This window comes from Kitasatospora sp. NPDC056184, from assembly GCF_042268405.1.
In the GTDB taxonomy this organism is placed as follows: domain Bacteria; phylum Actinomycetota; class Actinomycetes; order Streptomycetales; family Streptomycetaceae; genus Kitasatospora.
On sequence record NZ_JBHJUI010000016.1, the window covers coordinates 18,867 to 43,527 of the forward strand.

The following is a 24,661-nucleotide window of genomic DNA, read 5'->3' on the forward strand; positions in this document are numbered from 1 at the left end:
GCCGCTACCCTGACCCGGTCAGGATGAACGGTGGTCGGGTTCGGCGGACGTGTGGGGGAAGGCATGAAGGCGGGCGATGTCGTGGGCGGCCGCTACCGGCTGGACCGGGAGCTCGGCCAGGGCGGGTTCGGCGTGGTCTGGGCCGCCCACGACGAGACCATCGGGCGGGCGGTCGCGCTCAAGGTGCTCTCCGAGGAGAAGGCCGGGGACGAGGAGTCGGTCGGCCGGTTCATCCGCGAGGCCAAGACCGTCGGCGGCCTGTCCCATCCGCACATCGTCACCCTGTACGACTACGGGCGGGTGCAGGACGGCGCGCGCTCGACCCACTACCTGGTGATGGAGCTGGTCCGGGGCCGGCCGCTCTCCGCGCTGCTGGGCGACGGGGTCCGGCCGGAGCTGTCGGTCGCCCTGCGCTGGGCGCGGCAGGTCTGCAAGGCGCTGGACTCCGCGCACCGCAGCGGCGTGGTGCACCGGGACATCAAGCCCGAGAACATCATGATCGCCGACACTGGCGAGGCCAAGGTGCTGGACTTCGGCATCGCCCGGCTGCTCACCCAGCAGGGCGGCGGGCTCACCTCCACCGGCGTGGTCATCGGCACCCCGGCCTACCTGGCGCCCGAGTGCTGGTCCGGCGACCCGATCGACGGCCGGGCCGACCTGTACGCGCTCGGCGTGGTGCTCTACCAGCTCTGCACCGGCCGCCGCCCGTTCAGCGCCACCACGCCGGTCACCATGATGTTCAAGCACGTCAACGAGCAGCCGGCGGCCCCCGGCACGCCCGACCCGGCGCTGGACCGGCTGGTGCTCCAACTGCTCGCCAAGAAGCCGGAGGACCGGCCCGCCGACGCCGCCGAGGTCCGCCGCCGGCTGCGCGACATCCGGATCGGCACCGACCCGGACGAGCTGCGCCGCAAGGCCGACGACGCCTGGCGGCGAGGCGCGGCCGGCTCGCCGGAGCGGGCCGTCGAGCAGCTGGTCGCGCTGATACCGCAGTTCTCCCGGGCCTTCGGGTCGGGCGATCCGCGGACCCTGCGGACCTGCCACGACCTGGCGCTCTGGCTGGCCCGCTCGGGCCGGCCGCGGGCGGCCGTCGCGCTGCTGCGCGAGCTGCTGCCCGTGCTGGACGGCCACCCCCGAGCCCGCGAGGACGTCGGGCGCGACCTGGAGCGCTGGGAGCGGGGGAGCGCCGAGGCCGACGCCGAGCCGGCCCGGCCGCTAGTGCTCGCCGAGCTGCTCGACGGCTCGACGCAGGGCGGCTGAGCCGCCCTGGGCGATCGGCTCGCCGTGCCCGAACAGCACGCTGTCCGCCTCCAGCGCGGCCAGCCGGCGGAAGGACTCCAGGGCGAGCGCCGGATCGGTGTTGAAGACGCCGGGCGTGGTCCGGTTCCCGACGTTGGCCGCGAGGTCGCCGGTGAACAGCACACCGGACTCTGGCAGGTGCAGGGCGATCGAGCCGTCGGTGTGGCCGGGCACGTGCACCACCACGGCGCCGCCGCCGAAGTCGAGCACCTCGCCGTCCGCCACCTCGCGGTCCACCCGGCACGGCGGGGCGGGCGGCAGCGCCGGCAGGGCGTCCCGCAGCTCCTGTTCGAAGGGGCTCAGCGCGAACGGCCGGGGCTCCTGCTCGCCGCGCACCACCGGGGCCTCCAGCCGGTGGGCGGTCACCTCGGCGCCCAGCCGCCGGGCGAGTTCGGCGGCCGAGCCGGCGTGGTCCTCGTGGTGGTGGGTGAGCACGATGCGGCGCAGCGCGGCCGGGTCGGATCCGACGGCGCGGACCGCCTCCTCGATCGCGTCGGCCTGCCCGGCGATGCCGGTGTCGACGAGGGTGAGCGCGCCGTCCTCGTCGCGCCAGAGGTAGGCGGTGCCGAAGTCCAGGGTGACGACCGTCAGTTCGGGGCGTATGCGGGTGATCTCCATGAGCGGATCCTGTACCGGGGGGCGGTCGCCCACGCCCCTGTTCGCCCCGGGCGTGACGGCCGCGGCGGGGCGTTGATATACCTCGCGGGCAACAGCCGGTGCGGGCCCTCACCGCGCCGGCGATCGACGAATCAGGAGGTGGGGATCGGATGAAGCTCCTCCGCGTCGGCCCGCCGGGCGCCGAACGCCCGGTCGCGCTGGCCCAGGACGGCACCGCGTACGACCTCTCCGGGGTGACCGGGGACATCGACGGCGGCTTCCTCGCCGGGCTGGAGGGCGAGGCCCTGGCCGAGCTGGCCGCCCGGGTGGCGGCGGGGCGGCTGCCGGTGGCCGAGCTCGCCGGGCAGCGGATCGGCCCGCCGGTGGTCCGGCCCGGCAAGGTGGTCGGCATCGGCCTCAACTACCGGGACCACGCGGCCGAGGCGGGCGCGGCGATCCCGGACGAGCCGGTGATCTTCCTCAAGCCCGGTTCGACGGTGGTCGGCCCGTACGACGAGGTGCTGGTGCCGCGCGGCGGCGAGAAGACCGACTACGAGGCCGAACTGGCCGTGGTGATCGGCCGCACCGCCCGCTACCTGGACGACCACGCGGCGGCGGCCGGGGTGATCGCCGGCTACACCATCGCCAACGACGTCACCGAGCGCGCCTTCCAGTTCGAGCGCGGCGGCCAGTGGGACAAGGGCAAGTCGGCGGAGACCTTCACCCCGCTCGGGCCCTGGCTGGTCACCCCCGACGAGGTGGCGGACCCGCAGCGGCTGCCGCTGCGGCTGTGGGTGAACGGGGAGCAGCGGCAGGACGGCTCCACCGCGCAGATGGTCTTCCCGGTGCTGGAGCTGGTCCGCTACACGAGCCGGTTCATGGTGCTGGAGCCGGGCGACGTGATCATCACCGGCACCCCGGCCGGGGTCACCCTCGGCCGCCCGGGCACGCCCTACCTCGCGCCCGGCGACGTCGTCGAGATCGAGATCGACGGCCTCGGCCGGCAGCGCCAGGTCCTCGGCAAGGCGTAGCGCGGACCGCGCTCCCGGCCCTCGGTGCGGGGGCCGGGGCGCGGTCGGGGCCCGCCCTACGCGTCCGCCGCCCCCAGCACCGTCCGCAGCCGCGCCGTCCGCGGCGAGTCCGGGCCCTCCAGCGCCAGCAGCCCGGCCAGCACCTCGGCGGTCTGCGGGTCGTGCAGCGCCGTGGCCGCCGCCATCGCCACGAACTGGTCCACCAGCCACTCGCGCAGCTCGTCCACCGGCAGCGCCCGGCCCTCGTCGAGCCAGCTCAGCGAGGCCCCCTCGACCACCGCGATCCACGAGCGCACCAGCAGCGTCAGCCGCGGCCCGGCCTGCCGCACCCCGAGGTGGCGCAGCGTCCGCCGCAGCGCCGCCCGCCGGACGTCGTCCACGATCGCCGAGGTGCGGGCCGTCTCCACCACCGAGCCGCCGCGCAGCAGCGCCGAGTAGCCGGCGTCGTGCTCCGCGACGAAGGAGAAGTAGTGCTCCAGCACGGCGGACAGCTGCTGGGTCGGGCTCCCGGCGGGCGGCACCGTGAAGCGGCCGGTCAGCTCCTCGGCCGCGCTGCGCAGCGCGGCCTCGTACAGCTGCTGCTTGCCGCCCGCGAAGTAGCGGTAGACCAGCGGCCGGGACGCCCCGGCGGCCTGCGCGACATCGTCCAGCCCGACCTCCTCGGGCGGTCGGCGGGCGAACAGTTCCAGCGCCACCGCGATCAGCTGCTCGCGCCGCTGCTGCACCGGCAGCCGCCGGTACCCGGCGCGCCGCGGCCGGGCCGCGGGGTCGGGGGAGGGCGGGACGGGCGCTGGGCTGGCTTCCATGGCGGTCAGCGTAACGGCCCCGGGCCGGATCGGAGCCGGGTCTGCACCGATCTTCCGAACGCGCGTTTGCGCCCGTCCGGGGCGCGTCCGGGGCCCGCGCGGGGCGCGTCCGGGCCGCCCCGCCCGACCCGCGCCGCCCGGTCGGACGGGCCCGTTCCGGGAGGCGCCCCGCCGGGCCCCGCCCGAGGATGGGACGCACCACGCCGCCGCACCGAGGAGGCCCGCCGGATGGCGCAGACGCTGGACCGGCCGCCCCGGGCCCGCCGGCTGCGCGGGGCGCCGCGCGCGCTCCTGGCGTGGATCCGCTCGGCGCCCGGCACCTACCTGTGGCTGGTCCTCCTCGCGGTCACCAGCTTCGCCGTGGCGCGGATGGACCAGCGCACCCTGGACTGGTTCCTGGCCGCCCGCTCGACCAACCTGGAGCACCTGCGCTCGCGCCCGGTGCACGCCCTGGTGGCCAGCGCGCTGTGGACCGAGACGTCGAGCTGGCCGCTCTACGCGGTGCTGTTCACCGTGTTCCACGCCAACGCCGAGCGCTGGCTGGGCACCGCGCGCTGGTTCGTGGTGGCCGCGACGGCGCACGTGCTGGCGACCCTGGTGAGCGAGGGCGTGGTGGCCTGGGGGATCGTCCGGGGCACCCTGCAGCGGAGCATGGCCGAGACGGTGGACGTCGGCGTCTCCTACGCGCTGGCCGGGGTGGCGGCGGTGCTCACCCACCGGTTCGCCGGCGGCTGGCGGTGGCTCTACGGCGGCGGGGTGGTGGTCTTCTACCTGGTGCCGCTGGTGGTCTCGCACACCTTCACGGACCTCGGGCACTTCAGCGCCGCCCTGATCGGACTCGCCTTCTTCCCCTTCGCCCACGGACGACCCACCTGGGACCCGGGCCGGGCGCTGCGGCGCCGGCGCCCGCGCCGCCCGCGCGGCCGGCCCGGCCGACCCGGCCGGGAATTGGCCGGTCCATGCCATCCTGAAGGGGCTTGCAAACGGCGCCGGCCGCGCCATGATGGCCGGATGGTTGAACTGATCAGCTCCGACGGCACCACACCCCGACGTGTCGCCGACACCTATGTACGGGACCTTGCCGAGCTCGACCCGCTGACCGCGGTGTACCTGGGCCTGAACCCGGAGGACGACCGCCTCCCCGACCTCTCCCCGGCCGGCGCCGAGGCGATCGCGGAACTCGGCCGCACCACCCTGACCCGGCTCGACGAGGCCGAGGCGGCGCTCGACGCGGCCGAGGCGGCCGGCTCCCCCCGGGACGAGGCGGAACGGCGCTGCGCCCGCCTGCTGCGCGAGCGGCTCACCGCCGAACTCGCCGTGCACGACGCGGGTGAGCGGTACCGGGCCGTCCACAACCTGGGCTCCCCGGTGCACAACCTCCGCGAGGTCTTCATCCTCATGCCCACCGACACCGAGGAGCAGTGGCGGATCCTCGGCCGCCGCCTCGCCCTGGTGCCGGAGGCGCTCACCGGATACCGCGCCACCCTCGCCGAGGGCATCGAGCGCGGCCTGTTCTCCGGCCCCCGCCAGGTCACCACGGTGACCGGCCAGCTGGGCGAGTGGCTGGTCGGGGACGCCCCCGGCGGCTGGTTCGGCGAGCTGGTCCGGGAGGCCCCCGAGGCGCTGCGCGAGGAGCTGGCCGGGCACGCCGCGGCCGCCGGCGAGGCGCTCGCCGCCCTGCGCGACTGGCTGCGCGACGTCTACGGGCCGGCCGGCGCCGACGCCCCCGACACCGTGGGCCGGGAGCGCTACGGTCGCTGGGTGCGCTACTGGACCGGCGCCGACCTCGACATCGACGAGGCCTACGCCTGGGCCTGGCAGGAGTTCCACGACCTGCTCGCGCAGATGCGCGCCGAGGCCGGGAAGGTGCGGCCCGGCGCCGAGCCGATGGAGGCGATGAAGTGGCTGGAGAGCGACGGCCCCGCGCGGGTCGGCGCCGAGGCCGCCCGGGAGTTCCTCCAGGGCCTGATGGACGGCGCGATCGCCGACCTCCAGGGCACCCACTTCGACCTGGCCGAGCCGATCACCCGGGTCGAGTCCCGGATCGCCCCGGCCGGCGGCGCCGCCGCGCCGTACTACACCGCCCCGTCGCTGGACTTCAGCCGCCCCGGCCGGACCTGGCTGCCCACCCTGGGCCGTGAGCGCTTCCCCGAGTGGGACCTCGTCTCGACCTGGTACCACGAGGGCGTCCCCGGCCACCACCTGCAGCTCGCGCAGTGGAACTACGTCGCCGACCGGCTCTCCACCTACCAGGTCAGCCTCGGCGGGGTGAGCGCCAACCTGGAGGGCTGGGCGCTGTACGCCGAGCGCCTGATGGACGAGCTCGGCTACCTCACCGACCCGGGCCACCGGCTCGGCTACCTCAACGCGCAGATGATGCGGGCGCTGCGGGTGATCGTCGACATCGGCATGCACGCCGGCCTGGACTTCCCGGCGGACTCGCCGTACCGCGCGGGGGAGCCGGTCTCGCCGGAGGCCGCGCGCGAGTTCTTCGGGCTGTACTGCGGGCTGTCCGCCGACTTCCTGGACAGCGAGCTGGTCCGCTACCTGGGCCTGCCCGGGCAGGCGATCGGCTACAAGCTGGGCGAGCGGGCCTGGCTGCGCGGGCGGGCGGCGGCCCGGGCGGCGCACGAGGCGCGCGGCGAGGTGTTCGACCTCAAGGCCTGGCACATGGCGGCGCTGTCGCAGGGCTCGCTGGGCCTGGACGACCTGGTCGCGGAGCTGTCGGTGCTGTAGCGGCCGGCGGCCGCAGGCGGCGAGGCCCCCGGGGACGGTCCCGGGGGCCTCGTGCCACGGTCCCGCACCCCTGGTTCTTTGGTCCTGGTTCAACCGGTTTGTCCAATATTTTCCTTGCCATTCGGCGCCCGGAGCGTTTGGCTGGAAGGCGACTGCGTGACCTCTCCGTACCCCTCCGGAAAGGCGCCCCCAGTGTCTGCCCAAGCCCAAGCCGCCACCGGTCACGGAGCGGCGGACTCCCGCCGCTGGTGGGCGTTGGCGGTCATCGCCATCGCCCAGCTGATGATCGTCCTCGACATCACGATCGTGAACATCGCCCTCCCGTCCGCCCAGAAGGACCTCGGCATCTCGGACGCCGACCGGCAGTGGGTGATCACCGCCTACACGCTGGCCTTCGGCGGACTGCTGCTCCTCGGCGGCCGGCTCGGCGACCTCTTCGGCCGCAAACGCGTCTTCATCATCGGCCTGCTCGGCTTCGCCCTCGCCTCCGCGATCGGCGGCGGCGCCAACGGCCCCACCATGCTCTTCGCCGCCCGCGCCCTGCAGGGCGCCTTCGGCGCGCTGCTCGCCCCCTCCGCGCTGGGGCTGCTCTCCACGACCTTCTCCGATCCCCGGGAGCGGAGCACCGCCTTCGGCATCTTCGGCGCGATCGCCGGCGGCGGCGCCGCGATCGGCCTGCTCCTCGGCGGTGTGCTCACCGAGTACCTGAACTGGCGCTGGTGCCTGTTCGTGAACACCCCGATCGCGGTGGTGACCGCCTTCGCGGCGTTCTCCGTGCTGACCCGCGACCACATCGGCAAGGGCACCCGCTACAGGCTCGACCTGCCCGGCGCGGTGCTCGGCTGCGGCGGTCTGCTCGCCATCGTGTTCGGCATGTCCGAGGCGGTCACCCGGGGCTGGGGCGACGGGCTGGTGCTGGGCTCGCTGCTGTTCGGCGTGCTGCTGCTGGCGGTGTTCGTCCTGGTCGAGAAGCGGACGCCGCACGCGCTGCTGCCGCTGCACATCGTCGCGGACCGGAACCGGGGCGGCGGTGCCCTCTCGATCGGCCTGGCGATGATCGGGATGTTCGGCCTGTTCCTGTTCCTGACCTACTACCTCCAGGTGATCAAGCACTTCTCGCCGGTGATGTCCGGCGTCTCCTTCCTGCCGATGACCGCCGCCATCATCATCAGTTCGACCGGCTTCGCGGCCCGGCTGATGACCAGGGTGCCGTCCCGCAACCTGATCGGCCCCGGACTGCTGCTGGCCGCCGCCGGCATGGCCTGGCTGACCCAGATGCGGGTGGACAGCCCCTGGGCCGGCATGGTGCTGCCCGCCGAACTGCTGCTCGGCTTCGGCATGGGCCTGGTCTTCATGCCGTCGATGAGCCTGGCCACCCTCGGCGTCGCCCCGACCGAGGCCGGCGCGGCCTCGGCCACCATCAACTCCGCCCAGCAGGTCGGCGGATCCTTCGGGACGGCCCTGCTGAACACCATCGCGGCCAGCGCCACCGCGAGCTGGCTGGCCGCCCGCGCCGCCGGCGCCGGGAACCCCGCGGTCCAGGCCGAGGGGGCCGTGCACGGCTACGTGGTGGCCACCTGGGTGGCGATGGGCATCCTGCTGCTGGCCTCGGCGATCGCGTTCCTGATGATCGACCACCGACCGGCGCCGGGGGAGGCCACCGGCACCGCCGAGGCCGGTGCGCAGGCGCCGCAGACCCAGGAGCAGACCGCGGCCCACCAGCGCCAGCGCGCTCGGTGAAATCTGCTGCAATCTCTCGCAGTCCGGCGGCGCCTGCTCGACTCCTCGTCACACCCGGGAGCAAGGAGGCGCCGCCGTGACCGAGCCCGAGCCCGACTTCGACCTGCTGGTGGTGGGCGGCGCCGGCGTCGACACCGTCGTCCGGGCCGACCGGCTGGAGGTGCCCGCCGCGGGCACCCGCACCGCCTCCATCGCCGCGGACGCACCGGCCGCGGTACTGTGAGCGGGCCGTCGACCGGCTGAATTCTCATCGCGTTCCCAGCGGCGCATCACCGCCCTCCCAGCTCGGCGAGCCATAGTCGGTTCCCGTACCGCCGCCGACCAGGGCAGGAGCCGACCGGGCATGGGCCAGCACCGCCGCCGCCGCACCTCTCGACACCGCCTCCTGGCCCCGACCCTGGTCACCACGACGCTCTCCGCGCTCACCGTGGCGGCCGTGGTGGTCGGCACCCACAGCGTGGCCCCCAGGGCCACCGCCGTGGCCTCCCCGGAGACCACGGTGGCAACGGCCCCGGCGTCAACGGCCCCGGCGGTCCCGGTGGTTCCGGCGGATCCGGTGGAGACCGACGCCCCGACCGAGCCCCCGACCGACGCCCCGACCGGGTCCCCGGCGCCCACTCCTTCGCCCGCCTCCACGTCGACCGCCACCGCCACGGCGACCCCGGCCCCGACCCCGAGCGACCCGCCGGGCACCACCGCCACCGCCCCGGCCACCCCCGAGGCCGCCACCGTCGGCGCCCTGTTCTCCGGCACCGTCGGCGCCGGCACCCACTTCTGCACCGCCAGCGTGCTGCACAGCACCACCGGCAACCTGCTGCTCACCGCCGCCCACTGCGTCGAGGACCCGGGCGGCGTGACCTTCGCCCCCGGCTACCGCGACGGCCGGGCCCCGTACGGCACCTGGCGGGTCACCGCCGTGCACACCACCGCCGGCTGGTCCCACGACGGCGACCAGGACGAGGACTTCGCGATCCTGGAGACCGCCGCCGACACCTCCGGCCGCCGGATCGAGGACGTGGTCGGCGGCAACACCCTCGGCGCCGACGAGCCCTTCGGCGCCGACGTCCGCCTCTACGGCTACCCCGCCGCCGCCGAGCGCCCGCTGCTCTGCACCAACACCACCGGCCGGCAGAGCGCCTTCCAGCGCGTCATCGACTGCCCCGGCTACCCGGGCGGCACCAGCGGCGGCCCCTGGATCTCCACCGCCACCGGCCACGTCGTCGGCGCCATCGGCGGCTACCAGCAGGGCGGCGACACCGACGACACCTCCTACAGCGCCTACTTCGACCACACCGTCGAGGACCTCTGCGCCGAGGCCGTCGCCGCCGCCTCCTCCTGACCGCGAGGGCCGCCCGGATTCCCGTTCGACCGGCGGCCCCCGCTGTGGGAGGCTCTCCGCGCACCGACCGTCCGTGTTGCCTTGGGGGGCTTCCACCGTGCGCCGAACCACCGTCCTCGCCGCCGCCGCGACCACCGCCGTCCTCGCCCTGCTCACCGGCTGCCGGGGGGACGACGCGTCCACCGGGGCCGGCGGCGCCTTCGACCCGGCGGAGGCCGTGGCGAAGGCCGGCAAGGAGCCGTACGCGGTCACCGTGGAGGCGTCCCGCGCCCCCGACGGCGGCGCCGAGCCCGCCCTCCTCACGGCGCGGCAGAACCTCAACACCGTGTTCACCGGCCGCTGGCAGGGCAAGGAGCCGGACGGAACCCTCCGGGAGGGCGTCACCACCGCGGACGCCGAGTACCTGCGGGGGCACGACGCCACCGGCACCTGGCTGAAGGCCCCGCGCTCCACCGAGGTCTCGGACTTCGACTACGGCGACTACGCCAAGCTGCTGCTGGCCCAGGGCCCGTCCGCCCGCAAGGGCATGGAGACCAGGGACGGCGTGCCGACCTACCACCTCGCCGGCCACCTCGACGTGGCGCAGTTCGCCGACGCCGCCCCGTCGGTCCACCGGGCGCTGACCAGGACGGGCGCCACCTCGCTCGACCTCGACCAGTGGATCGACGCGCAGGGCCGCACCCGCCACGTCGACGAGACGGTGGTCGTCGACGGGGAGAAGATCGCGATCACGCTGGCCTTCAGCGACTTCGGCCCCGCCGAGACCTTCGCCGCGCCCAGCCCCGTCGCCGACTGAGGACCCGGGGCGGCGGAGCAACTCCGCCGCCCCGGGCGGGGGTTGGCCCGCCCGGGCGCGACCGGAAAACGAATCAGGCCCAGTCCGGTGGCAACTCGCCACTGGCCTGGGCCTCTTCGGCACTTCTCGCGAAGTGCCCCCGGTAGGATTCGAACCTACGCACCCGCCTCCGGAGGGCGGTGCTCTATCCCCTGAGCTACGGGGGCTTGCCTTGCTGTTGTCGTCGCGTTCGCTTCGACGTGGAGAACACTACCAGGCCCGGGGCGCGCTCCGTGCACGGGTTTGCGCGGGGGCGGCCGGGAGGGCCGGTGGAAGTCCGCAAAGACCGGACGGGGCGGCGGGGCCGCCGATACCCTCGGTGAGGTGTCGGGAGTGTCCGGGCGGGTCCTCGTGGTGGACGACAGCGAGGTGATCCGCCAGCTGATCAGGGTCAACCTGGAGCTTGAGGGCTTCGAGGTGGTGACCGCCGCCGACGGTGCCGAGTGCCTGGAGGTGGTCCGCCGGGTGAAGCCCGACGTGGTGACGCTGGACGTGATGATGCCGCGGCTGGACGGCCTGCGGACGGCGGCCCGGCTGCGGGCGGCGCCGGGGACCAGGCTGCTGCCGATCGCGATCGTGAGCGCCTGCACGCCGGCCGACCTGGACCTGGGGGAGTCGGTCGGGGTGGACGGCTACCTGGGCAAGCCCTTCGACCCGGCCGACCTGGTGGCGCTGGTGCGGCGGCTGGTGGAGCTCGGCCACCGCGGGGCGCCGGACGCGGCCCCCGACGGGTTTCGCCCTCAGCGAACAGACGGGAGCGATCGGGGCTGACTGCCGGGGGCCGGGCGTCTCAACCGGCAAACCGGGTGGCGGGCGCCCTCCCCCTCTCGCCTACGCTTGGCGTCGTGACCCCCGCAGAGCTTTCCCAGGCAGTCCAGGCCGCAGTGAGCGCCGCCGTCGAGGCGGGCGAGCTGGCCGTCGCCGTGCCCGAGCACGTGACGGTCGAGCGGCCCAAGAACAGGGACCACGGCGACTACGCGACCAACGTGGCCCTCCAGCTCGCGAAGTCGGCCGGCCGGCCGCCGCGAGCCGTTGCCGAGGTGCTGGCCGACCGCCTGCGAGGGATCACCGGCGTCGCCAAGGTCGACATCGCCGGTCCGGGCTTCCTGAACATCACCCTGGACACCGCCACCGCCGGCGCGCTGGCGCGCACCATCGTCGAGGCGGGCGAGGCCTACGGCCGCAACCAGGACCTCGCCGGCCTGAAGATCAACCTGGAGTTCGTCTCCGCCAACCCGACCGGCCCGATCCACATCGGCGGCGTGCGCTGGGCGGCCGTCGGCGACTCCCTGGCGCGCGTCCTGCGGGCCTGCGGCGCCGACGTCACCACCGAGTACTACCTCAACGACGCCGGCGTGCAGATCAGCAAGTTCGCCGCTTCGCTGCAGGCCGCCGCGAACGGCCGCGAGGTGCCGGAGGGCGGCTACGTCGGCGAGTACATCGCCGACATCGCCAAGGCGATCACCGAGGCCGTCCCCGGCCTGCTGGAGAAGTCCGAGGAGGAGCAGCTCCGGGTCTTCCGCGCCGAGGGCCTCGACCTCATGGTCGCCGAGATCAAGCGCTCGATGGACGAGTTCGGCACCCACTTCGACGTCTGGTTCTCGGAGAGGTCGCTGCACGACTCCGGCGCCGTCGGCACCGCCATCGACCGGCTGCGCGAGCAGGGCCACGTCTTCGAGCAGGACGGCGCCGTCTGGCTGCGCACCACCGACTTCGGCGACGACAAGGACCGCGTCCTGGTCAAGGCCGACGGCGACACCACCTACTTCGCCGCCGACGCCGCCTACTACCTGTCCAAGCGGGACCGCGGCACCGAGGTCGCGCTCTACATGCTGGGCGCCGACCACCACGGCTACGTCAACCGCCTCAAGGCCATCGCGGCCTGCGCGGGCGACGACATGAACCACAACATCGAGGTGAGGATCGGCCAGTTCGTGAAGATGCTTCGCGACGGCGAAGAGGTCCGCATGTCCAAGCGGGCCGGCAACATCATCACGATCGACGACGTCGTCGAGTGGATCGGCGTGGACGCGGCCCGCTACACCCTGGCGCGCTCCTCCACCGACTCCACCATCACGCTCGACATCAACATCCTGACCAGCCAGACCAACGAGAACCGGGTGTACTACGTCCAGTACGCCCACTCGCGGATGTGCGCGGTCCAGCGCAACGCCGACGAGCAGGGCATCTCGCGCGGCGCGGCCGAGGACTTCAAACCGGAGCTGCTGGCCACCGAGTGGGAGTCCGACCTGCTGGGCCACCTCGGTGAGTTCCCGCGCGTGCTGGCCTCGGCCGGCGAGCTGCGCGAGCCGCACCGCGTCGCGACGTACCTGGAGGACCTCGCGGCCAAGTACCACCGCTTCTACGACAACTGCCGCATCCTGCCGCGGGGCGACGAGGAGGTCACCGACCTCACGCACGCCCGGCTCTGGCTCGCCGACGCGACACGCACGGTGATCGCGAACGGCCTGACGCTGCTGGGCGTCTCGGCGCCCGAGCGGATGTAGGCACCACCCCCATGTGCACAGCGGGGGCGGCGGACGGTCAACGGGGACCGTCGCCGCCCCTCGCCATAGGTCGAGGGAACCAACGACATGTCTCGCTCCGCACACCCCGCAGGCCCCCGGCACGGCGACGTGCTGCCCGAGGGCCACTACCAGGCGCCGCCGAGCGACCTGAACGCGCTCGACCCCAAGGTCTGGTCCCGGACCGTCGCCCGTGACGCCGAGGGCGTGGTCACCGTCGGCGGTGTCGACGTGAAGAGCCTGGCCGCCGAGTTCGGCACCCCGGCGTACGTCATGGACGAGGCGGACTTCCGGGCCCGGGCGCGCGCCTGGCGCGAGGCCTTCGGCGCCGGCGCCGACGTCTTCTACGCGGGCAAGGCCTTCCTCTCCAAGGCGGTCGTTCGCTGGCTGCACGAGGAGGGCCTCAACCTCGACGTGTGCAGCCCGGGCGAGCTGGCCGTGGCGCTGGCCGCCGGGATGCCGCCGGAGCGGATCGCGCTGCACGGCAACAACAAGTCCGTGGACGAGCTGGAGCACGCGGTGAAGTCCGGGGTCGGGCACATCGTGGTCGACTCCTACGAGGAGATCGAGCGCCTGGCGGCGATCGCCGGGCACCAGGGCGTGCGCCAGCCGGTGCTGATCCGGATCACCGTCGGCGTCGAGGCGCACACCCACGAGTTCATCGCCACCGCGCACGAGGACCAGAAGTTCGGCCTCTCGCTGACCGGGGGAGCGGCCGCCGAGGCCGTCCGCCGGGTGCTGGCGCACGGCGACAGCCTGGAGCTGCGCGGCATCCACTCGCACATCGGCTCGCAGATCTTCGACACCGCCGGCTTCGAGGTGGCCGCCCGCCGGGTGGTCGGCCTGCTGGCGTCGATCCGCGACGAGCACGGCGTCGAGCTGCCCGAGATCGACCTCGGCGGCGGCCTGGGCATCGCCTACACCAGCGAGGACGACCCGCGCGAGCCGGCCGAGATCGCCGCCGCGCTGGCCGAGATCGTGCGCCGCGAGTGCGCCGCCGCGAACCTCACCGCCCCCCGGCTGAGCGTGGAGCCGGGCCGGGCGATCGTCGGCCCGACCGCGTTCACCCTGTACGAGGTCGGCACGGTCAAGCCGCTGGAGGGCCTGCGCACCTACGTCAGCGTGGACGGCGGGATGTCCGACAACATCCGCACCGCGCTGTACGACGCCGAGTACTCGGTGGCCCTGGTGTCGCGCACCAGCGAGGCCGGGCCGATGCTGGTCCGGGTGGTCGGCAAGCACTGCGAGTCCGGCGACATCGTCGTCCGGGACGCCTTCCTGCCGGCCGACCTCGCCCCCGGCGACCTCATCGCGGTGCCCGCCACCGGCGCCTACTGCCGCTCCATGGCGAGCAACTACAACCACGCCCTCAAGCCCCCCGTGCTCGCCGTCCAGGACGGCGCGGCCCGGGTGATCGTCCGGCGCGAGACGGAGGAGGATCTCCTGCGTCTCGATATCGGATGACGAAATCCTTGTCTCAGATCATGGAACGACCGTAGATCCGTACGGAAAGTCCCGGAGACTGGTAGGAACCGAAAGTCCGGCGGGCCCCCGAAAACCCGCCGGATCGACCGAAGCACGATGAATGCAGAGCGGAGTCGGATGATGCGTACGCGGCCGCTGAAGGTGGCGTTGCTGGGCTGTGGTGTGGTGGGCTCCGAGGTGGCGCGCATCATGACGACAGACGCCGCCGACCTCGCCGCGCGCATCGGCGCGCCGGTCGAGCTCGCCGGTATCGCGGTGCGCCGGGCGGGGCGCCCCCGCCCGGGAGTGCCCGAGCACCTGCTCACCACCGATGCCGAGGCCCTGGTCAACCGGGGCGACATCGACGTGGTGATCGAGGTCGTGGGCGGCATCGAGCCGTCCAAACACCTCATCCTGTCGGCGTTCGAGAAGGGCGCCTCGGTGGTCAGCGCCAACAAGGCGCTGCTGGCCAAGGACGGCACCGAGCTGCACGCGGCCGCCGCCGCGGCCGGCGTGGACCTCTACTACGAGGCCGCGGTGGCCGGGGCGATCCCGCTGCTGCGCCCGCTGCGCGAGTCGCTGGCCGGCGACCGGGTCAACCGGGTGCTGGGCATCGTCAACGGCACCACCAACTTCATCCTCGACAAGATGGACACCACCGGCGCCGGCTACTCGGAGGCGCTGGAGGAGGCCACCGCGCTCGGTTACGCCGAGGCCGACCCGACCGCCGACGTGGAGGGCTTCGACGCCGCCGCCAAGGCCGCGATCCTGGCCGGCATCGCCTTCCACACCAAGGTGACCGCGGCGGACGTCTACCGCGAGGGCCTCACCGAGGTGACCGCCGCCGACATCGCCTCCGCCAAGGCGATGGGCTGCGTGGTCAAGCTGCTGGCGATCTGCGAGCGGGCCGCCGACGGCGAGTCGGTCACCGCGCGCGTCCACCCGGCGATGATCCCGCTGTCGCACCCGCTGGCCTCGGTCCGCGAGGCGTACAACGCGGTGTTCGTGGAGGCCGAGGCGGCCGGCCGGCTGATGTTCTACGGCCCGGGCGCGGGCGGCGCGCCGACCGCCTCCGCGGTCCTCGGCGACCTCGTCGCGGTCTGTCGCAACAAGCTCGCCGGTGCCACCGGCCCCGGCGACTCGGTCTACACGCAGCTGCCGGCCAAGCCGATGGACGAGGTCGTCACCCGCTACCACGTCAGCCTGGACGTCGACGACCGCGCGGGCGTGCTCGCCCAGGTGGCCTCCGTCTTCGCCGAGCACGGCGTCTCCATCGACACCGTGCGCCAGCAGGGCCGCGACGGCGACGCCTCGCTCGTCGTGGTCACCCACCGGGCCTCCGACGCCGCGCTGTCGGCGACGGTGGACAAGCTCCGCGCACTCGACAGCGTGCGCGACGTGGCCAGCATCATGCGGGTCGAAGGGGAATAGGAACAGATGATGAGCAGCGTTGCCGAGAACGCCGCCCGTGGCACCCACACCCACCAATGGCGCGGCCTGATCGAGGAGTACCGGGACCGCCTGCCGGTCAGCGCGGCGACCCCGGTGGTCACCCTGCTGGAGGGCGGCACCCCGCTGGTCCCCGCCCAGGTGCTCTCCGAGCGCACCGGCTGCGAGGTCTACCTCAAGGTCGAGGGCGCCAACCCGACCGGGTCCTTCAAGGACCGCGGCATGACGATGGCCATCTCCAAGGCGAAGGAGGACGGCGCCCAGGCCGTCATCTGCGCCTCCACCGGCAACACCTCGGCCTCCGCCGCCGCGTACGCGGTGCGGGCGCAGATGGTGTCGGCGGTGCTCGTCCCGCAGGGCAAGATCGCCCTGGGCAAGATGGGCCAGGCGCTGGTGCACGGCGCGAAGATCCTCCAGGTGGACGGGAACTTCGACGACTGCCTCACCCTTGCGCGTGAACTGTCCGAGAAGTATCCGGTGGCGCTGGTCAACTCGGTGAACCCGGTCCGGATCGAGGGCCAGAAGACCGCCGCCTTCGAGATCGTCGACATGCTCGGCGACGCGCCGGACATCCACGTGCTGCCGGTGGGCAACGCGGGCAACATCACCGCGTACTGGAAGGGCTACCGCGAGTACGCGGCGGACGGCCTGGCCTCCCGCACGCCGCGGATGTGGGGCTTCCAGGCCTCCGGCTCGGCCCCGATCGTCGACGGCGCCCCGGTGCTCAAGCCGCAGACCATCGCCACCGCGATCCGGATCGGCAACCCGGCCTCCTGGGACTACGCGCTCGCCGCGCGGGACGAGTCGGGTGGCCTGATCGACAAGGTGACCGACCGTCAGATCCTGTCCGCCTACCGCCTGTTGGCCTCCCAGGAGGGCGTCTTCGTGGAGCCCGCCTCGGCCGCCTCGGTGGCCGGCCTGCTGGCCAAGGCGGAGGCCGGTCTGGTCGACCCGGGCCAGCGGATCGTCTGCACCGTGACCGGCAACGGCCTCAAGGACCCGGACTGGGCGGTGGCCGGCGCGCCGCAGCCGCAGATCGTCCCGGTCGACCCCGAGGCCGCCGCCCAGCGCCTGGGCCTGCTCGACTAGCCCCCCCCGCCGCGCCGGGGGCTCAGCCCCCACCGGGCCGACCCTTTCGGGGGTCGGCCCGGTTTGCGTTCTCGACTGACACTTTTGTGTCAATTCACCGGCGCATTCCGATCCGATTCCCGCATGCATTCCGGCCAGAACCGGCAACACACCAGATCGAAGGCCCACGGGGTGTACCGCTGTGGAACCTCTCTTCGATACTCTGGGTCCGGCCGTGTGGCACATGCCCCGGGTCCGGCCCCATCACGGGCCGCACCACCGACTGTGACCGTCCGCCCCGGCCGGGGCCCGCGGCCCGCTCCCCACCCTCGCACCGACGCGCTTCGCGCCGCCCGATTTCCCCAGGAGAGTCCACCGCATGGCCGGTCCTGCGTTCCGTGCCGCCGCCGTCCGGGTCCGGGTTCCCGCGACCAGCGCCAACCTCGGCCCGGGTTTCGACGCCTTCGGACTCGCGCTGGGTCTGTACGACGACGTGGTCGTCCGGGTCGCCGACTCCGGGCTCTCCGTCGACATCGCCGGCGAGGGTGCCGACACGCTCCCGCGTGACGAGCGCCATCTGCTGGTCCGCTCGATGCGGGCCGCCTTCGACCGCCTCGGCGGCCAGCCGCGCGGCCTCGAAGTGGTCTGCGCCAACCGGATACCGCACGGCCGCGGCCTGGGCTCCTCGTCCGCCGCGATCTGCGCCGGCATCGTCGCCGCCCGCGCCGTCACCATCGGCGGCCCGTCCGCCCTGGACGACGACGCCCTGCTGGCCCTCGCCTCCGAACTGGAGGGCCACCCGGACAACGTGGCGGCCTGTCTGCGCGGCAACTTCACCGTGGCGTGGACCGAGGAGGACACCGCCCGGGCGATCGCCCTGGAGCCGTCCGCCGAGGTCGTCCCGGTGGTGTTCGTCCCGGCCACCGAGGTGCTCACCGAGACCGCCCGCGGCCTGCTGCCCAGGACCGTCCCGCTGGCCGACGCCGCCGCCAACGCCGGCCGGTCCGCACTGCTGGTCGAGGCGCTGACCCGGCGGCCGGACCTGCTGCTGACCGCCACCGAGGACCGGATCCACCAGGACTACCGGGCCTCCGCGATGCCGGACAGTGCCGCGCTGGTGGCCGCGCTGCGCACCGAGGGCGTGCCCGCGGTGATCTCCGGCGCCGGCCCGACCGTGCTCGCGCTCACCGACGAGGCCGGCGTGCAGAAGGTCCTGGGCTTCGCCGGCGACCACGGCACCGGCGGCCCGGTGTTCGCCGCGCACCGGCTCGAACTGGACCGGACCGGCGCCGCCGTGCTCCCGCTGGGCGTCTGAGCGCGCCGTCCGGGCCGGACCGTCCGGACACGATTGGCAAGCGCAAGGCTGGGGAATGTCTGAGGGGGTCGGTAGTGTTAACCTCATTGCTGCACCAGGTGCCCTCCGGGGCTCGGTGCGCCGCGTCCCGATCCCAGCACTCCGCACCAGTGGAGTCCCGGCGATGTACGGGGCGACGATTCTCCGGGAGCCCACCGCAGCGCGTACGCAGCCTGCCTGCGCGACTTGCGGTCGCATCCCGAAGCCGTGACGGCACCTGACTCCCACCCGCGGCCTCCCACCTAGAGGCCAGGACGGGCGGAGCACGGGCCACCGTCACGCGACGGGGGCCCGGGATTCGCAGGCAGCGTGGGGGCACCTCCCGGCCGGAGGCCGGGGGAGGGTCGGTGCACGACCGTCCCGCCACGCCACTCAGCACCACCGTGCTTCAAGCACCGCACCTCGTAGCTCTCTCCCGACTGGCACCCAGCGCCATTCGGGGGATCACCGCCTCGGACCGACGCAGTCGAGCGTTGGTCAGGACAGCACAACCGGTCGCCGAGCCAGACAGGCCGACGTCCGCTCCAGGGAAGGACCCTTAGTGAGCGACACCACCGATCTGATGGGCGCGCGCCCGGACGCCGACGCGTCCGACGCAGCCGCCGCACCCGCGGCCCCGGCGCGGCGCCGTCGTACCGCCGCCGCGGGCCTGGACGGCATGGTCCTGGCCGAGCTGCAGAAGCTCGCCGCGGACCTGGGCATCACCGGTACCGGACGCATGCGCAAGAGCCAGCTGATCGAGACCATCAAGGAGAAGAGCGGCGGCGACCCGCTGCTCGCCGGCGCCGCCGCCGCCGCTCCGGCCGCCAAGCGCGCCGCCAAGGCGGAGACCGCCGAGCCGGCCGAGAAGCCGGCCCGCCGGACCACCAAGGCCGCCGCCCGGGCCGAGGCCCCCGCCGCCGCCGCCGACGCGCAGGCCCAGATCGAGATCCCGGTCCAGGCCGCCGCCGAGACCGCCGCCGCGCCGGCCCGCGCCGAGCGCACCCGCCGCCGGGCCACCTCGGCCGCCGGCGCCCCGGTCGCCGAGGCCGCCGCCGAGGCGCCCGCCGCCGTGGCGACCGAGGCCAAGACGGCCGAGACCCGCACCGAGGGCGCCCGCGCCTTCGAGGGCCGCGAGGAGGGCCGCGAGACCCGCCGCGACCGCCGCGAGCGCCGCGACCGCCGTGAGGGCGGCGAGCGCGAGGGCCGCCAGGAGACCGCCGAGGCCCCGGCCGGCCAGGACGGCGACGGGCGCGAGTCGCGCCGCGACCGCCGCAACCGCCGTGACCGCGCCGACCGCCAGCCCCAGCAGCAGGGCGGCACCCAGGGCGAGGCCCAGCAGGGCCGCCAGGGCGGCGGCCAGCAGGCCCAGCCGCAGGCGCAGCCGCAGGGCGGCTTCGACGACGACGAGTTCGGCGACGGCCGCCGCGGCCGCCGTGGCCGCTACCGCGACCGCCGGGGCCGGGGCAGCCGCCGCGAGGGCTTCGAGACCAGCGGCACCGAGCCGCAGATCGGCGAGGACGACGTCCTGATCCCGGTCGCGGGCATCCTCGACATCCTCGACAACTACGCGTTCGTGCGCACCTCCGGCTACCTGCCGGGCCAGAACGACGTCTACGTCTCGCTCGCCCAGGTCCGCAAGAACGGCCTGCGCAAGGGCGACGCCATCACCGGTGCGGTGCGCCAGCCGCGCGAGGGCGAGCGCCGCGAGAAGTTCAACGCCATGGTGCGGCTGGACTCGGTCAACGGCATGGACCCGGAGAGCGGCCGCGGCCGCCCCGAGTTCAACAAGCTGACCCCGCTCTACCCGCAGGAGCGGCTGCGCCTGGAGACCGACCCGGGCGTGCTGACCACCCGGATCATCGACCTGGTGTCGCCGATCGGCAAGGGCCAGCGCGGTCTGATCGTCGCGCCGCCGAAGACCGGCAAGACGATGGTGCTGCAGGCGGTCGCCAACGCGATCACCCACAACAACCCCGAGTGCCACCTGATGGTCGTCCTGGTCGACGAGCGTCCGGAAGAGGTCACCGACATGCAGCGGTCGGTGAAGGGCGAGGTCATCTCCTCGACCTTCGACCGCCCGGCGGAGGACCACACCACCGTCGCCGAGCTGGCCATCGAGCGCGCCAAGCGCCTGGTGGAGCTGGGCCACGACGTGGTGATCCTGCTGGACTCGATCACCCGCCTGGGCCGCGCCTACAACCTGGCGGCGCCGGCCTCCGGCCGCATCCTGTCCGGTGGTGTCGACTCGACCGCGCTGTACCCGCCGAAGAAGTTCTTCGGTGCCGCGCGCAACATCGAGAACGGCGGCTCGCTGACCATCCTGGCCACCGCGCTGGTCGAGACCGGCTCGCGGATGGACGAGGTGATCTTCGAGGAGTTTAAGGGCACCGGCAACATGGAGCTCAAGCTCGACCGGAAGCTCTCGGACAAGCGCATCTTCCCGGCCGTGGACGTGGACGCCTCCAGCACCCGCAAGGAGGAGATCCTGCTCGGCGGCGAGGAGCTCGCCATCGTCTGGAAGCTGCGCCGGGTGCTGCACGCGCTCGACTCGCAGCAGGCGATCGAGCTGCTGCTGGACAAGATGAAGCAGACCAAGAGCAACGCCGAGTTCCTGATGCAGATCGCCAAGACGACCCCCGGGTCGGGCGACTGACGCGGCAGGACGCGTCGAAGCACCCGGGCCCCGGACCGCGCGAGCGGTTCGGGGCCCGCTGCCGTTTCCGGCCCCTTTGTTCCAGACTCGGGACAGATGGGGGACTTTTTGGCATCTTGTCCGATTTACTCTGGACCGTATGGCCGAACACAAGAGGGTCCCGAGCCGCCGTCGCAAGGTCCTCCGCGCGGTCGCGTGCGCCGTCGCGGCGCTCGCCGTCCTCGGGGCCGGCGCGGCCGGGTACGCGTACCTGCGGCTGGACGGCAACATCAGGAGCGTCGACATCGACTCCCGGCTCGGCACCGCCCGCCCGCCGGCCGCCACCGACGGTTCCTTCAACCTGCTGGTGCTCGGCTCCGACTCGCGGTCCGGCGGCAACGCGGCCCTCGCCGGCGGCGACACCGGCGGCACCGCCCGCTCGGACACCGCGATGGTGGTGCACGTCAGCCAGGACCACTCCCGCGCCGACGTGGTGTCCATCCCGCGCGACACCCTCGTCCCGCGGCCCGAGTGCACCGACGCGAAGGGCGGGACCGTGCCGGCCGCCAAGCGCGCGATGTTCAACAGCGCCTACGAGGCCGGTGGCGCGGCCTGCGCGGTGAAGACCGCGGAACAGCTCAGCGGGCTGCGGATGGACCACTACGTCGAGGTGGACTTCGCCGGCTTCGCCCGGCTGGTGGACGCGATAGGCGGGGTCACCGTGACGACCACGGTGGCCATCCACGACAAGGACAGCGGCCTGGACCTCCCGGCCGGCGAGCACCACCTCGACGGGCAGCAGGCGCTCGCCTTCGTCCGCACCCGGCACGGTGTCGGCGACGGCAGCGACCTCGGCCGGATCGAGCTGCAGAAGCAGATGGTCCGCTCGCTGCTCCAGCAGGTCGGCGGCGTCGGACTGCTGACCGACCCGGTCAAGCTCTGGTCGGTCGGCGACACCCTGACCCGCTCGATCACCACCGACTCCGCGCTCGCCTCGGTGAACTCGCTGGTCGGGCTGGCCCAGGAGGTCAAGGGCATCGGGCCGGACCGGCTCGCCATGGTCACCCTGCCGGTGGTGACGGCGCCGAGCGACCCGGACCGGGTGGTCCAGCAGCAGCCCCAGGCGGACCAGCTCTGGGCGGCCCTCAAGGCCGACCGGCCGGTGCCGCAGGCGGTGGTCGCCGCCCAGCCGCAGAACCCCGCCCAGGCCACCCCCGCGGCCACCCCCACGGCCCGGGCCACGGCTCCGGCGAAGACGCCCGCCAAGCGGCCGTGAGGCGGCGGGGGAGCCCCGGCGGGGGCCCGGAATATCCCGGAGCGCCCCCCGGTTTGGGAAGAAGCGGCCGGTCCTGGCAGACTGGACCGTCGGTCCCGGTTCACGTGCGGCATTCCAGCCGCCGACCCGGTGCCCTCCCGAACACTAGGAGAACCCCTTGAAGCCCAACGTTCACCCCGAGTACGTGGTCACCCGCGTGACCTGCACCTGCGGTGCCGAGTTCACCACCCGCTCGACCGAGACCAGTGGCGAGATCCGCGCCGAGGTCTGCTCGCAGTGCCACCCGTTCTACACCGGCAAGCAGAAGATCCTCGACACCGGTGGCCGCGTGGCCCGCTTCGAGGCCCGCTTCGGCAAGCAGCACAGCGCGAAGGCCTAGCGCTCCCTCGGCGCCGGTTCCCGGTGCCCCCGAACTCGTTCCGGGGGTGCTGGGGACCGGCGCCGTTCGCGTCCCCCCGCGCCTCCGCGCACCCACCCCCCCGCACGACGATCCCCGGGAAGAAGGCCACCCCATGTTCGAGGCAGTCGAAGAGCTCCTCGTCGAGCACGCCGACCTCGAAGCGAGGCTGGCCGACCCGTCCGTCCACGCCGACCAGGCCAACGCCCGCAAGCTGGCCAAGCGCTACGCCGAGCTGACCCCGATCACCCGCGTCTACCGGGCCTGGAAGCAGGCCGGCGAGGACATCGAGGCCGCCCGCGAACTCGCCGCCGAGGACTCGGAGTTCCTCTCCGAGGTGAAGGAGGGCGAGGCGCGCCGCGAGGAGCTGACCGAGGAACTGCGGCTGCTGCTCGTCCCGCGCGACCCGAGCGACGACAAGGACGTCATCCTGGAGATCAAGGCGGGCGAGGGCGGCGAGGAGTCCGCGCTGTTCGCCGGCGACCTGCTCCGGATGTACCTGCGGTACGCCGAGCGGATCGGCTGGAAGACCGAGATCATCGACTCCAACGAGTCCGACCTCGGCGGCTACAAGGACGTCTCGGTGGCCGTGAAGACCAGGGGGAACGCCGAGGCCGGCCAGGGCGTCTGGGCCCGGCTGAAGTACGAGGGCGGCGTGCACCGCGTGCAGCGCGTCCCCGCCACCGAGTCGCAGGGTCGCATCCACACCTCCGCGGCGGGCGTGCTGGTCACCCCCGAGGCCGAGGAGGTCGAGGTCGAGATCGTCGCGAACGACCTGCGGATCGACGTGTACCGCTCCTCGGGCCCCGGCGGCCAGTCGGTCAACACCACCGACTCCGCGGTCCGGATCACCCACCTGCCGACCGGTATCGTGGCGTCCTGCCAGAACGAGAAGAGCCAGCTGCAGAACAAGGAGCAGGCGATGCGCATCCTGCGTTCGCGGCTGCTGGCCGCCGCGCAGGAGGAGGCCGAGCGGGAGGCCTCGGACGCGCGCCGCAGCCAGGTCCGCACGGTGGACCGTTCCGAGCGGATCCGGACGTACAACTATCCGGAGAACCGCATCTCGGACCACCGCACGGGCTTCAAGTCGTACAACCTGGACCAGGTGCTGGACGGCGAGCTGAACGCGGTCATCCAGTCCTGCGTCGACGCGGACGCCGCGGCCAAGCTCGCCGCGGCCCAACAGAACTGACACCGGCGGCAGCGAGACCGACGTCGAGGCCGGAGAGCGGAAGCAAGAGGTCGTACGGATGAACCTGCTACTCGCGGAGGTGGCCCAGGCCACCCAGCGGTTGGCCGCGGCCGGCGTGCCGTCGCCGCGCTTCGACGCGGAGGAGCTCGCCGCCCACGTCCACAACGTCAAGCGCAGCCAGCTGCACACCGTCCAGGACGGCGACTTCGACGCCCGGTACTGGGAGGCCGTCGCCCGCCGCGAGGCGCGCGAGCCGCTCCAGCACATCACCGGCCGGGCCTTCTTCCGCTACCTCGAACTGGCGGTCGGACCGGGGGTGTTCGTGCCCCGCCCGGAGACCGAGACGGTCGTCGAGTGGGCCATAGACGCGGTCCGCGAGATGGACGTCGCCGAGCCGCTGGTGGTCGACCTGTGCTCCGGCTCCGGCGCCATCGCGCTCGCCCTCGCCCAGGAGCTTCCGCGCTCCATCGTGCACGCCTTCGAGCTCGACGAGGGCGCGCTGCCGTACACCCGGCGCAACATCGAGGCCTCGCCCGACCGGGCCCGGGTCACCCTGCACGAGGGCGACGCCACCCGGGCCTTCGAGGACGACCGCGTCTGGGACGGCCGCTTCGACCTGGTCATCTCCAACCCGCCGTACATCCCGCTCACCGAGTGGGAGTACGTCGCGCCCGAGGCCCGGGACCACGACCCGCAGATGTCGCTGTTCTCCGGCGAGGACGGCCTCGACACCATCCGCGGCATCGAGCGGGTCGCCGCCCGCCTGCTGCGCCCGGGCGGCGCCGTGGTGATCGAGCACGCCGACACCCAGGGCGGACAGGTCCCGTGGATCTTCAACGAGGAGGGCGGCTGGACCGACGCCGCCGACCACCGGGACCTCAACAACCGCCCCCGCTTCACCACGGCGCGCAAGGCGTCGCTGTGAACAACGCCATGAGC

General features: G+C 73.7%; 20 protein-coding genes, 1 tRNA gene and 1 pseudogene. 19 read left to right on the top strand and 3 right to left on the bottom strand.

The annotated features are described in order from the left end of the window. Nucleotides 1-63 precede the first annotated feature (63 nt). Nucleotides 64-1,260: a serine/threonine-protein kinase gene (locus ACFC0B_RS27725; RefSeq protein ID WP_376091360.1), complete on the top strand. Its 1,197-nt coding sequence runs from the start codon at nucleotides 64-66 to the stop codon at nucleotides 1,258-1,260. On the opposite strand, the gene ACFC0B_RS27730 is transcribed toward ACFC0B_RS27725, so the two are convergent. Next, a complete protein-coding gene (locus ACFC0B_RS27730) occupies nucleotides 1,216-1,917 on the bottom strand; it encodes an MBL fold metallo-hydrolase (RefSeq protein WP_376091363.1) in 702 nt (233 codons plus the stop codon). The two genes, ACFC0B_RS27725 and ACFC0B_RS27730, sit on opposite strands and share 45 nt — an antisense overlap. 149 nt (nucleotides 1,918-2,066) lie before the next feature. Here ACFC0B_RS27730 and ACFC0B_RS27735 point away from each other — a divergent pair, with 149 nt between their 5' ends. Continuing rightward, nucleotides 2,067-2,927: a fumarylacetoacetate hydrolase family protein gene (locus ACFC0B_RS27735; RefSeq protein WP_376091366.1), complete on the top strand. Its 861-nt coding sequence runs from the start codon at nucleotides 2,067-2,069 to the stop codon at nucleotides 2,925-2,927. Nucleotides 2,928-2,983: 56 nt separating this feature from the next. Here the strand turns inward: ACFC0B_RS27735 and ACFC0B_RS27740 are convergent, their stop codons facing one another. Next, nucleotides 2,984-3,733: a TetR/AcrR family transcriptional regulator gene (locus ACFC0B_RS27740; RefSeq protein WP_376091369.1), complete on the bottom strand. Its 750-nt coding sequence runs from the start codon at nucleotides 3,731-3,733 to the stop codon at nucleotides 2,984-2,986. A gap of 228 nt (nucleotides 3,734-3,961) precedes the next feature. Between ACFC0B_RS27740 and ACFC0B_RS27745 the strand changes: the two are divergent. The 6 genes and pseudogenes from ACFC0B_RS27745 to ACFC0B_RS27770 all read left to right on the top strand — a co-directional run. Further along, a pseudogene (locus ACFC0B_RS27745) lies at nucleotides 3,962-4,591 on the top strand (rhomboid-like protein); the annotation flags it as partial. Between the two features lie 153 nt (nucleotides 4,592-4,744). Then, on the top strand, nucleotides 4,745-6,469 hold the full coding sequence (locus ACFC0B_RS27750) for a DUF885 domain-containing protein (RefSeq protein WP_376091708.1): 1,725 nt from the start codon (nucleotides 4,745-4,747) through the stop codon (nucleotides 6,467-6,469). Between the two features lie 192 nt (nucleotides 6,470-6,661). Beyond that, complete coding sequence (locus ACFC0B_RS27755; RefSeq protein WP_376091372.1) at nucleotides 6,662-8,209, top strand: MFS transporter; 1,548 nt, start codon at nucleotides 6,662-6,664, stop codon at nucleotides 8,207-8,209. A gap of 76 nt (nucleotides 8,210-8,285) precedes the next feature. Continuing rightward, nucleotides 8,286-8,432, top strand: a complete 147-nt coding sequence (locus tag ACFC0B_RS27760; protein ID WP_376091375.1) for a hypothetical protein — start codon at nucleotides 8,286-8,288, stop codon at nucleotides 8,430-8,432. A 120-nt stretch (nucleotides 8,433-8,552) separates the two neighbouring features. Then, nucleotides 8,553-9,548 (top strand): trypsin-like serine peptidase, encoded by a 996-nt coding sequence (locus ACFC0B_RS27765; protein ID WP_376091378.1) that lies wholly within the window; start codon nucleotides 8,553-8,555, stop codon nucleotides 9,546-9,548. Between the two features lie 97 nt (nucleotides 9,549-9,645). Then, nucleotides 9,646-10,344: a hypothetical protein gene (locus ACFC0B_RS27770; RefSeq protein ID WP_376091381.1), complete on the top strand. Its 699-nt coding sequence runs from the start codon at nucleotides 9,646-9,648 to the stop codon at nucleotides 10,342-10,344. 134 nt (nucleotides 10,345-10,478) lie between these two features. On the opposite strand, the gene ACFC0B_RS27775 is transcribed toward ACFC0B_RS27770, so the two are convergent. Next, a tRNA-Arg gene (locus ACFC0B_RS27775) sits at nucleotides 10,479-10,550 on the bottom strand. A 157-nt stretch (nucleotides 10,551-10,707) separates the two neighbouring features. On the opposite strand from ACFC0B_RS27775, the gene ACFC0B_RS27780 reads away from it, so the two are divergent. The 11 genes from ACFC0B_RS27780 to prmC all read left to right on the top strand — a co-directional run bounded on the left by ACFC0B_RS27780 (nucleotide 10,708) and on the right by prmC (nucleotide 24,647). Further along, a complete protein-coding gene (locus tag ACFC0B_RS27780) occupies nucleotides 10,708-11,154 on the top strand; it encodes a response regulator (RefSeq protein WP_376091384.1) in 447 nt (148 codons plus the stop codon). Nucleotides 11,155-11,228: 74 nt separating this feature from the next. Further along, on the top strand, nucleotides 11,229-12,890 hold the full coding sequence (gene argS / locus ACFC0B_RS27785; RefSeq protein ID WP_376091387.1) for an arginine--tRNA ligase: 1,662 nt from the start codon (nucleotides 11,229-11,231) through the stop codon (nucleotides 12,888-12,890). A gap of 87 nt (nucleotides 12,891-12,977) precedes the next feature. Further along, on the top strand, nucleotides 12,978-14,372 hold the full coding sequence (gene lysA, locus ACFC0B_RS27790) for a diaminopimelate decarboxylase (protein ID WP_376091390.1): 1,395 nt from the start codon (nucleotides 12,978-12,980) through the stop codon (nucleotides 14,370-14,372). Nucleotides 14,373-14,510: 138 nt separating this feature from the next. Next, nucleotides 14,511-15,803, top strand: a complete 1,293-nt coding sequence (locus ACFC0B_RS27795) for a homoserine dehydrogenase (RefSeq protein WP_376091393.1) — start codon at nucleotides 14,511-14,513, stop codon at nucleotides 15,801-15,803. Between the two features lie 9 nt (nucleotides 15,804-15,812). After that, nucleotides 15,813-16,910: a threonine synthase gene (gene thrC, locus ACFC0B_RS27800; RefSeq protein ID WP_376091396.1), complete on the top strand. Its 1,098-nt coding sequence runs from the start codon at nucleotides 15,813-15,815 to the stop codon at nucleotides 16,908-16,910. 358 nt (nucleotides 16,911-17,268) lie between these two features. After that, a complete protein-coding gene (gene thrB / locus ACFC0B_RS27805; protein ID WP_376091399.1) occupies nucleotides 17,269-18,204 on the top strand; it encodes a homoserine kinase in 936 nt (311 codons plus the stop codon). A gap of 580 nt (nucleotides 18,205-18,784) precedes the next feature. Continuing rightward, nucleotides 18,785-20,878 carry a transcription termination factor Rho gene (gene rho, locus ACFC0B_RS27810; RefSeq protein WP_376091402.1) on the top strand — a complete coding sequence of 698 codons (2,094 nt, stop codon included), beginning with the start codon at nucleotides 18,785-18,787 and terminating at the stop codon, nucleotides 20,876-20,878. A 139-nt stretch (nucleotides 20,879-21,017) separates the two neighbouring features. Then, complete coding sequence (locus tag ACFC0B_RS27815; protein WP_376091405.1) at nucleotides 21,018-22,133, top strand: LCP family protein; 1,116 nt, start codon at nucleotides 21,018-21,020, stop codon at nucleotides 22,131-22,133. Between the two features lie 157 nt (nucleotides 22,134-22,290). After that, complete coding sequence (gene rpmE / locus ACFC0B_RS27820) at nucleotides 22,291-22,512, top strand: 50S ribosomal protein L31 (RefSeq protein ID WP_030057539.1); 222 nt, start codon at nucleotides 22,291-22,293, stop codon at nucleotides 22,510-22,512. A gap of 133 nt (nucleotides 22,513-22,645) precedes the next feature. After that, complete coding sequence (prfA, locus tag ACFC0B_RS27825; RefSeq protein ID WP_376091408.1) at nucleotides 22,646-23,722, top strand: peptide chain release factor 1; 1,077 nt, start codon at nucleotides 22,646-22,648, stop codon at nucleotides 23,720-23,722. Nucleotides 23,723-23,780: 58 nt separating this feature from the next. Further along, nucleotides 23,781-24,647: a peptide chain release factor N(5)-glutamine methyltransferase gene (prmC, locus tag ACFC0B_RS27830; RefSeq protein ID WP_376091411.1), complete on the top strand. Its 867-nt coding sequence runs from the start codon at nucleotides 23,781-23,783 to the stop codon at nucleotides 24,645-24,647. The last annotated feature ends 14 nt before the right edge of the window (nucleotides 24,648-24,661 follow it).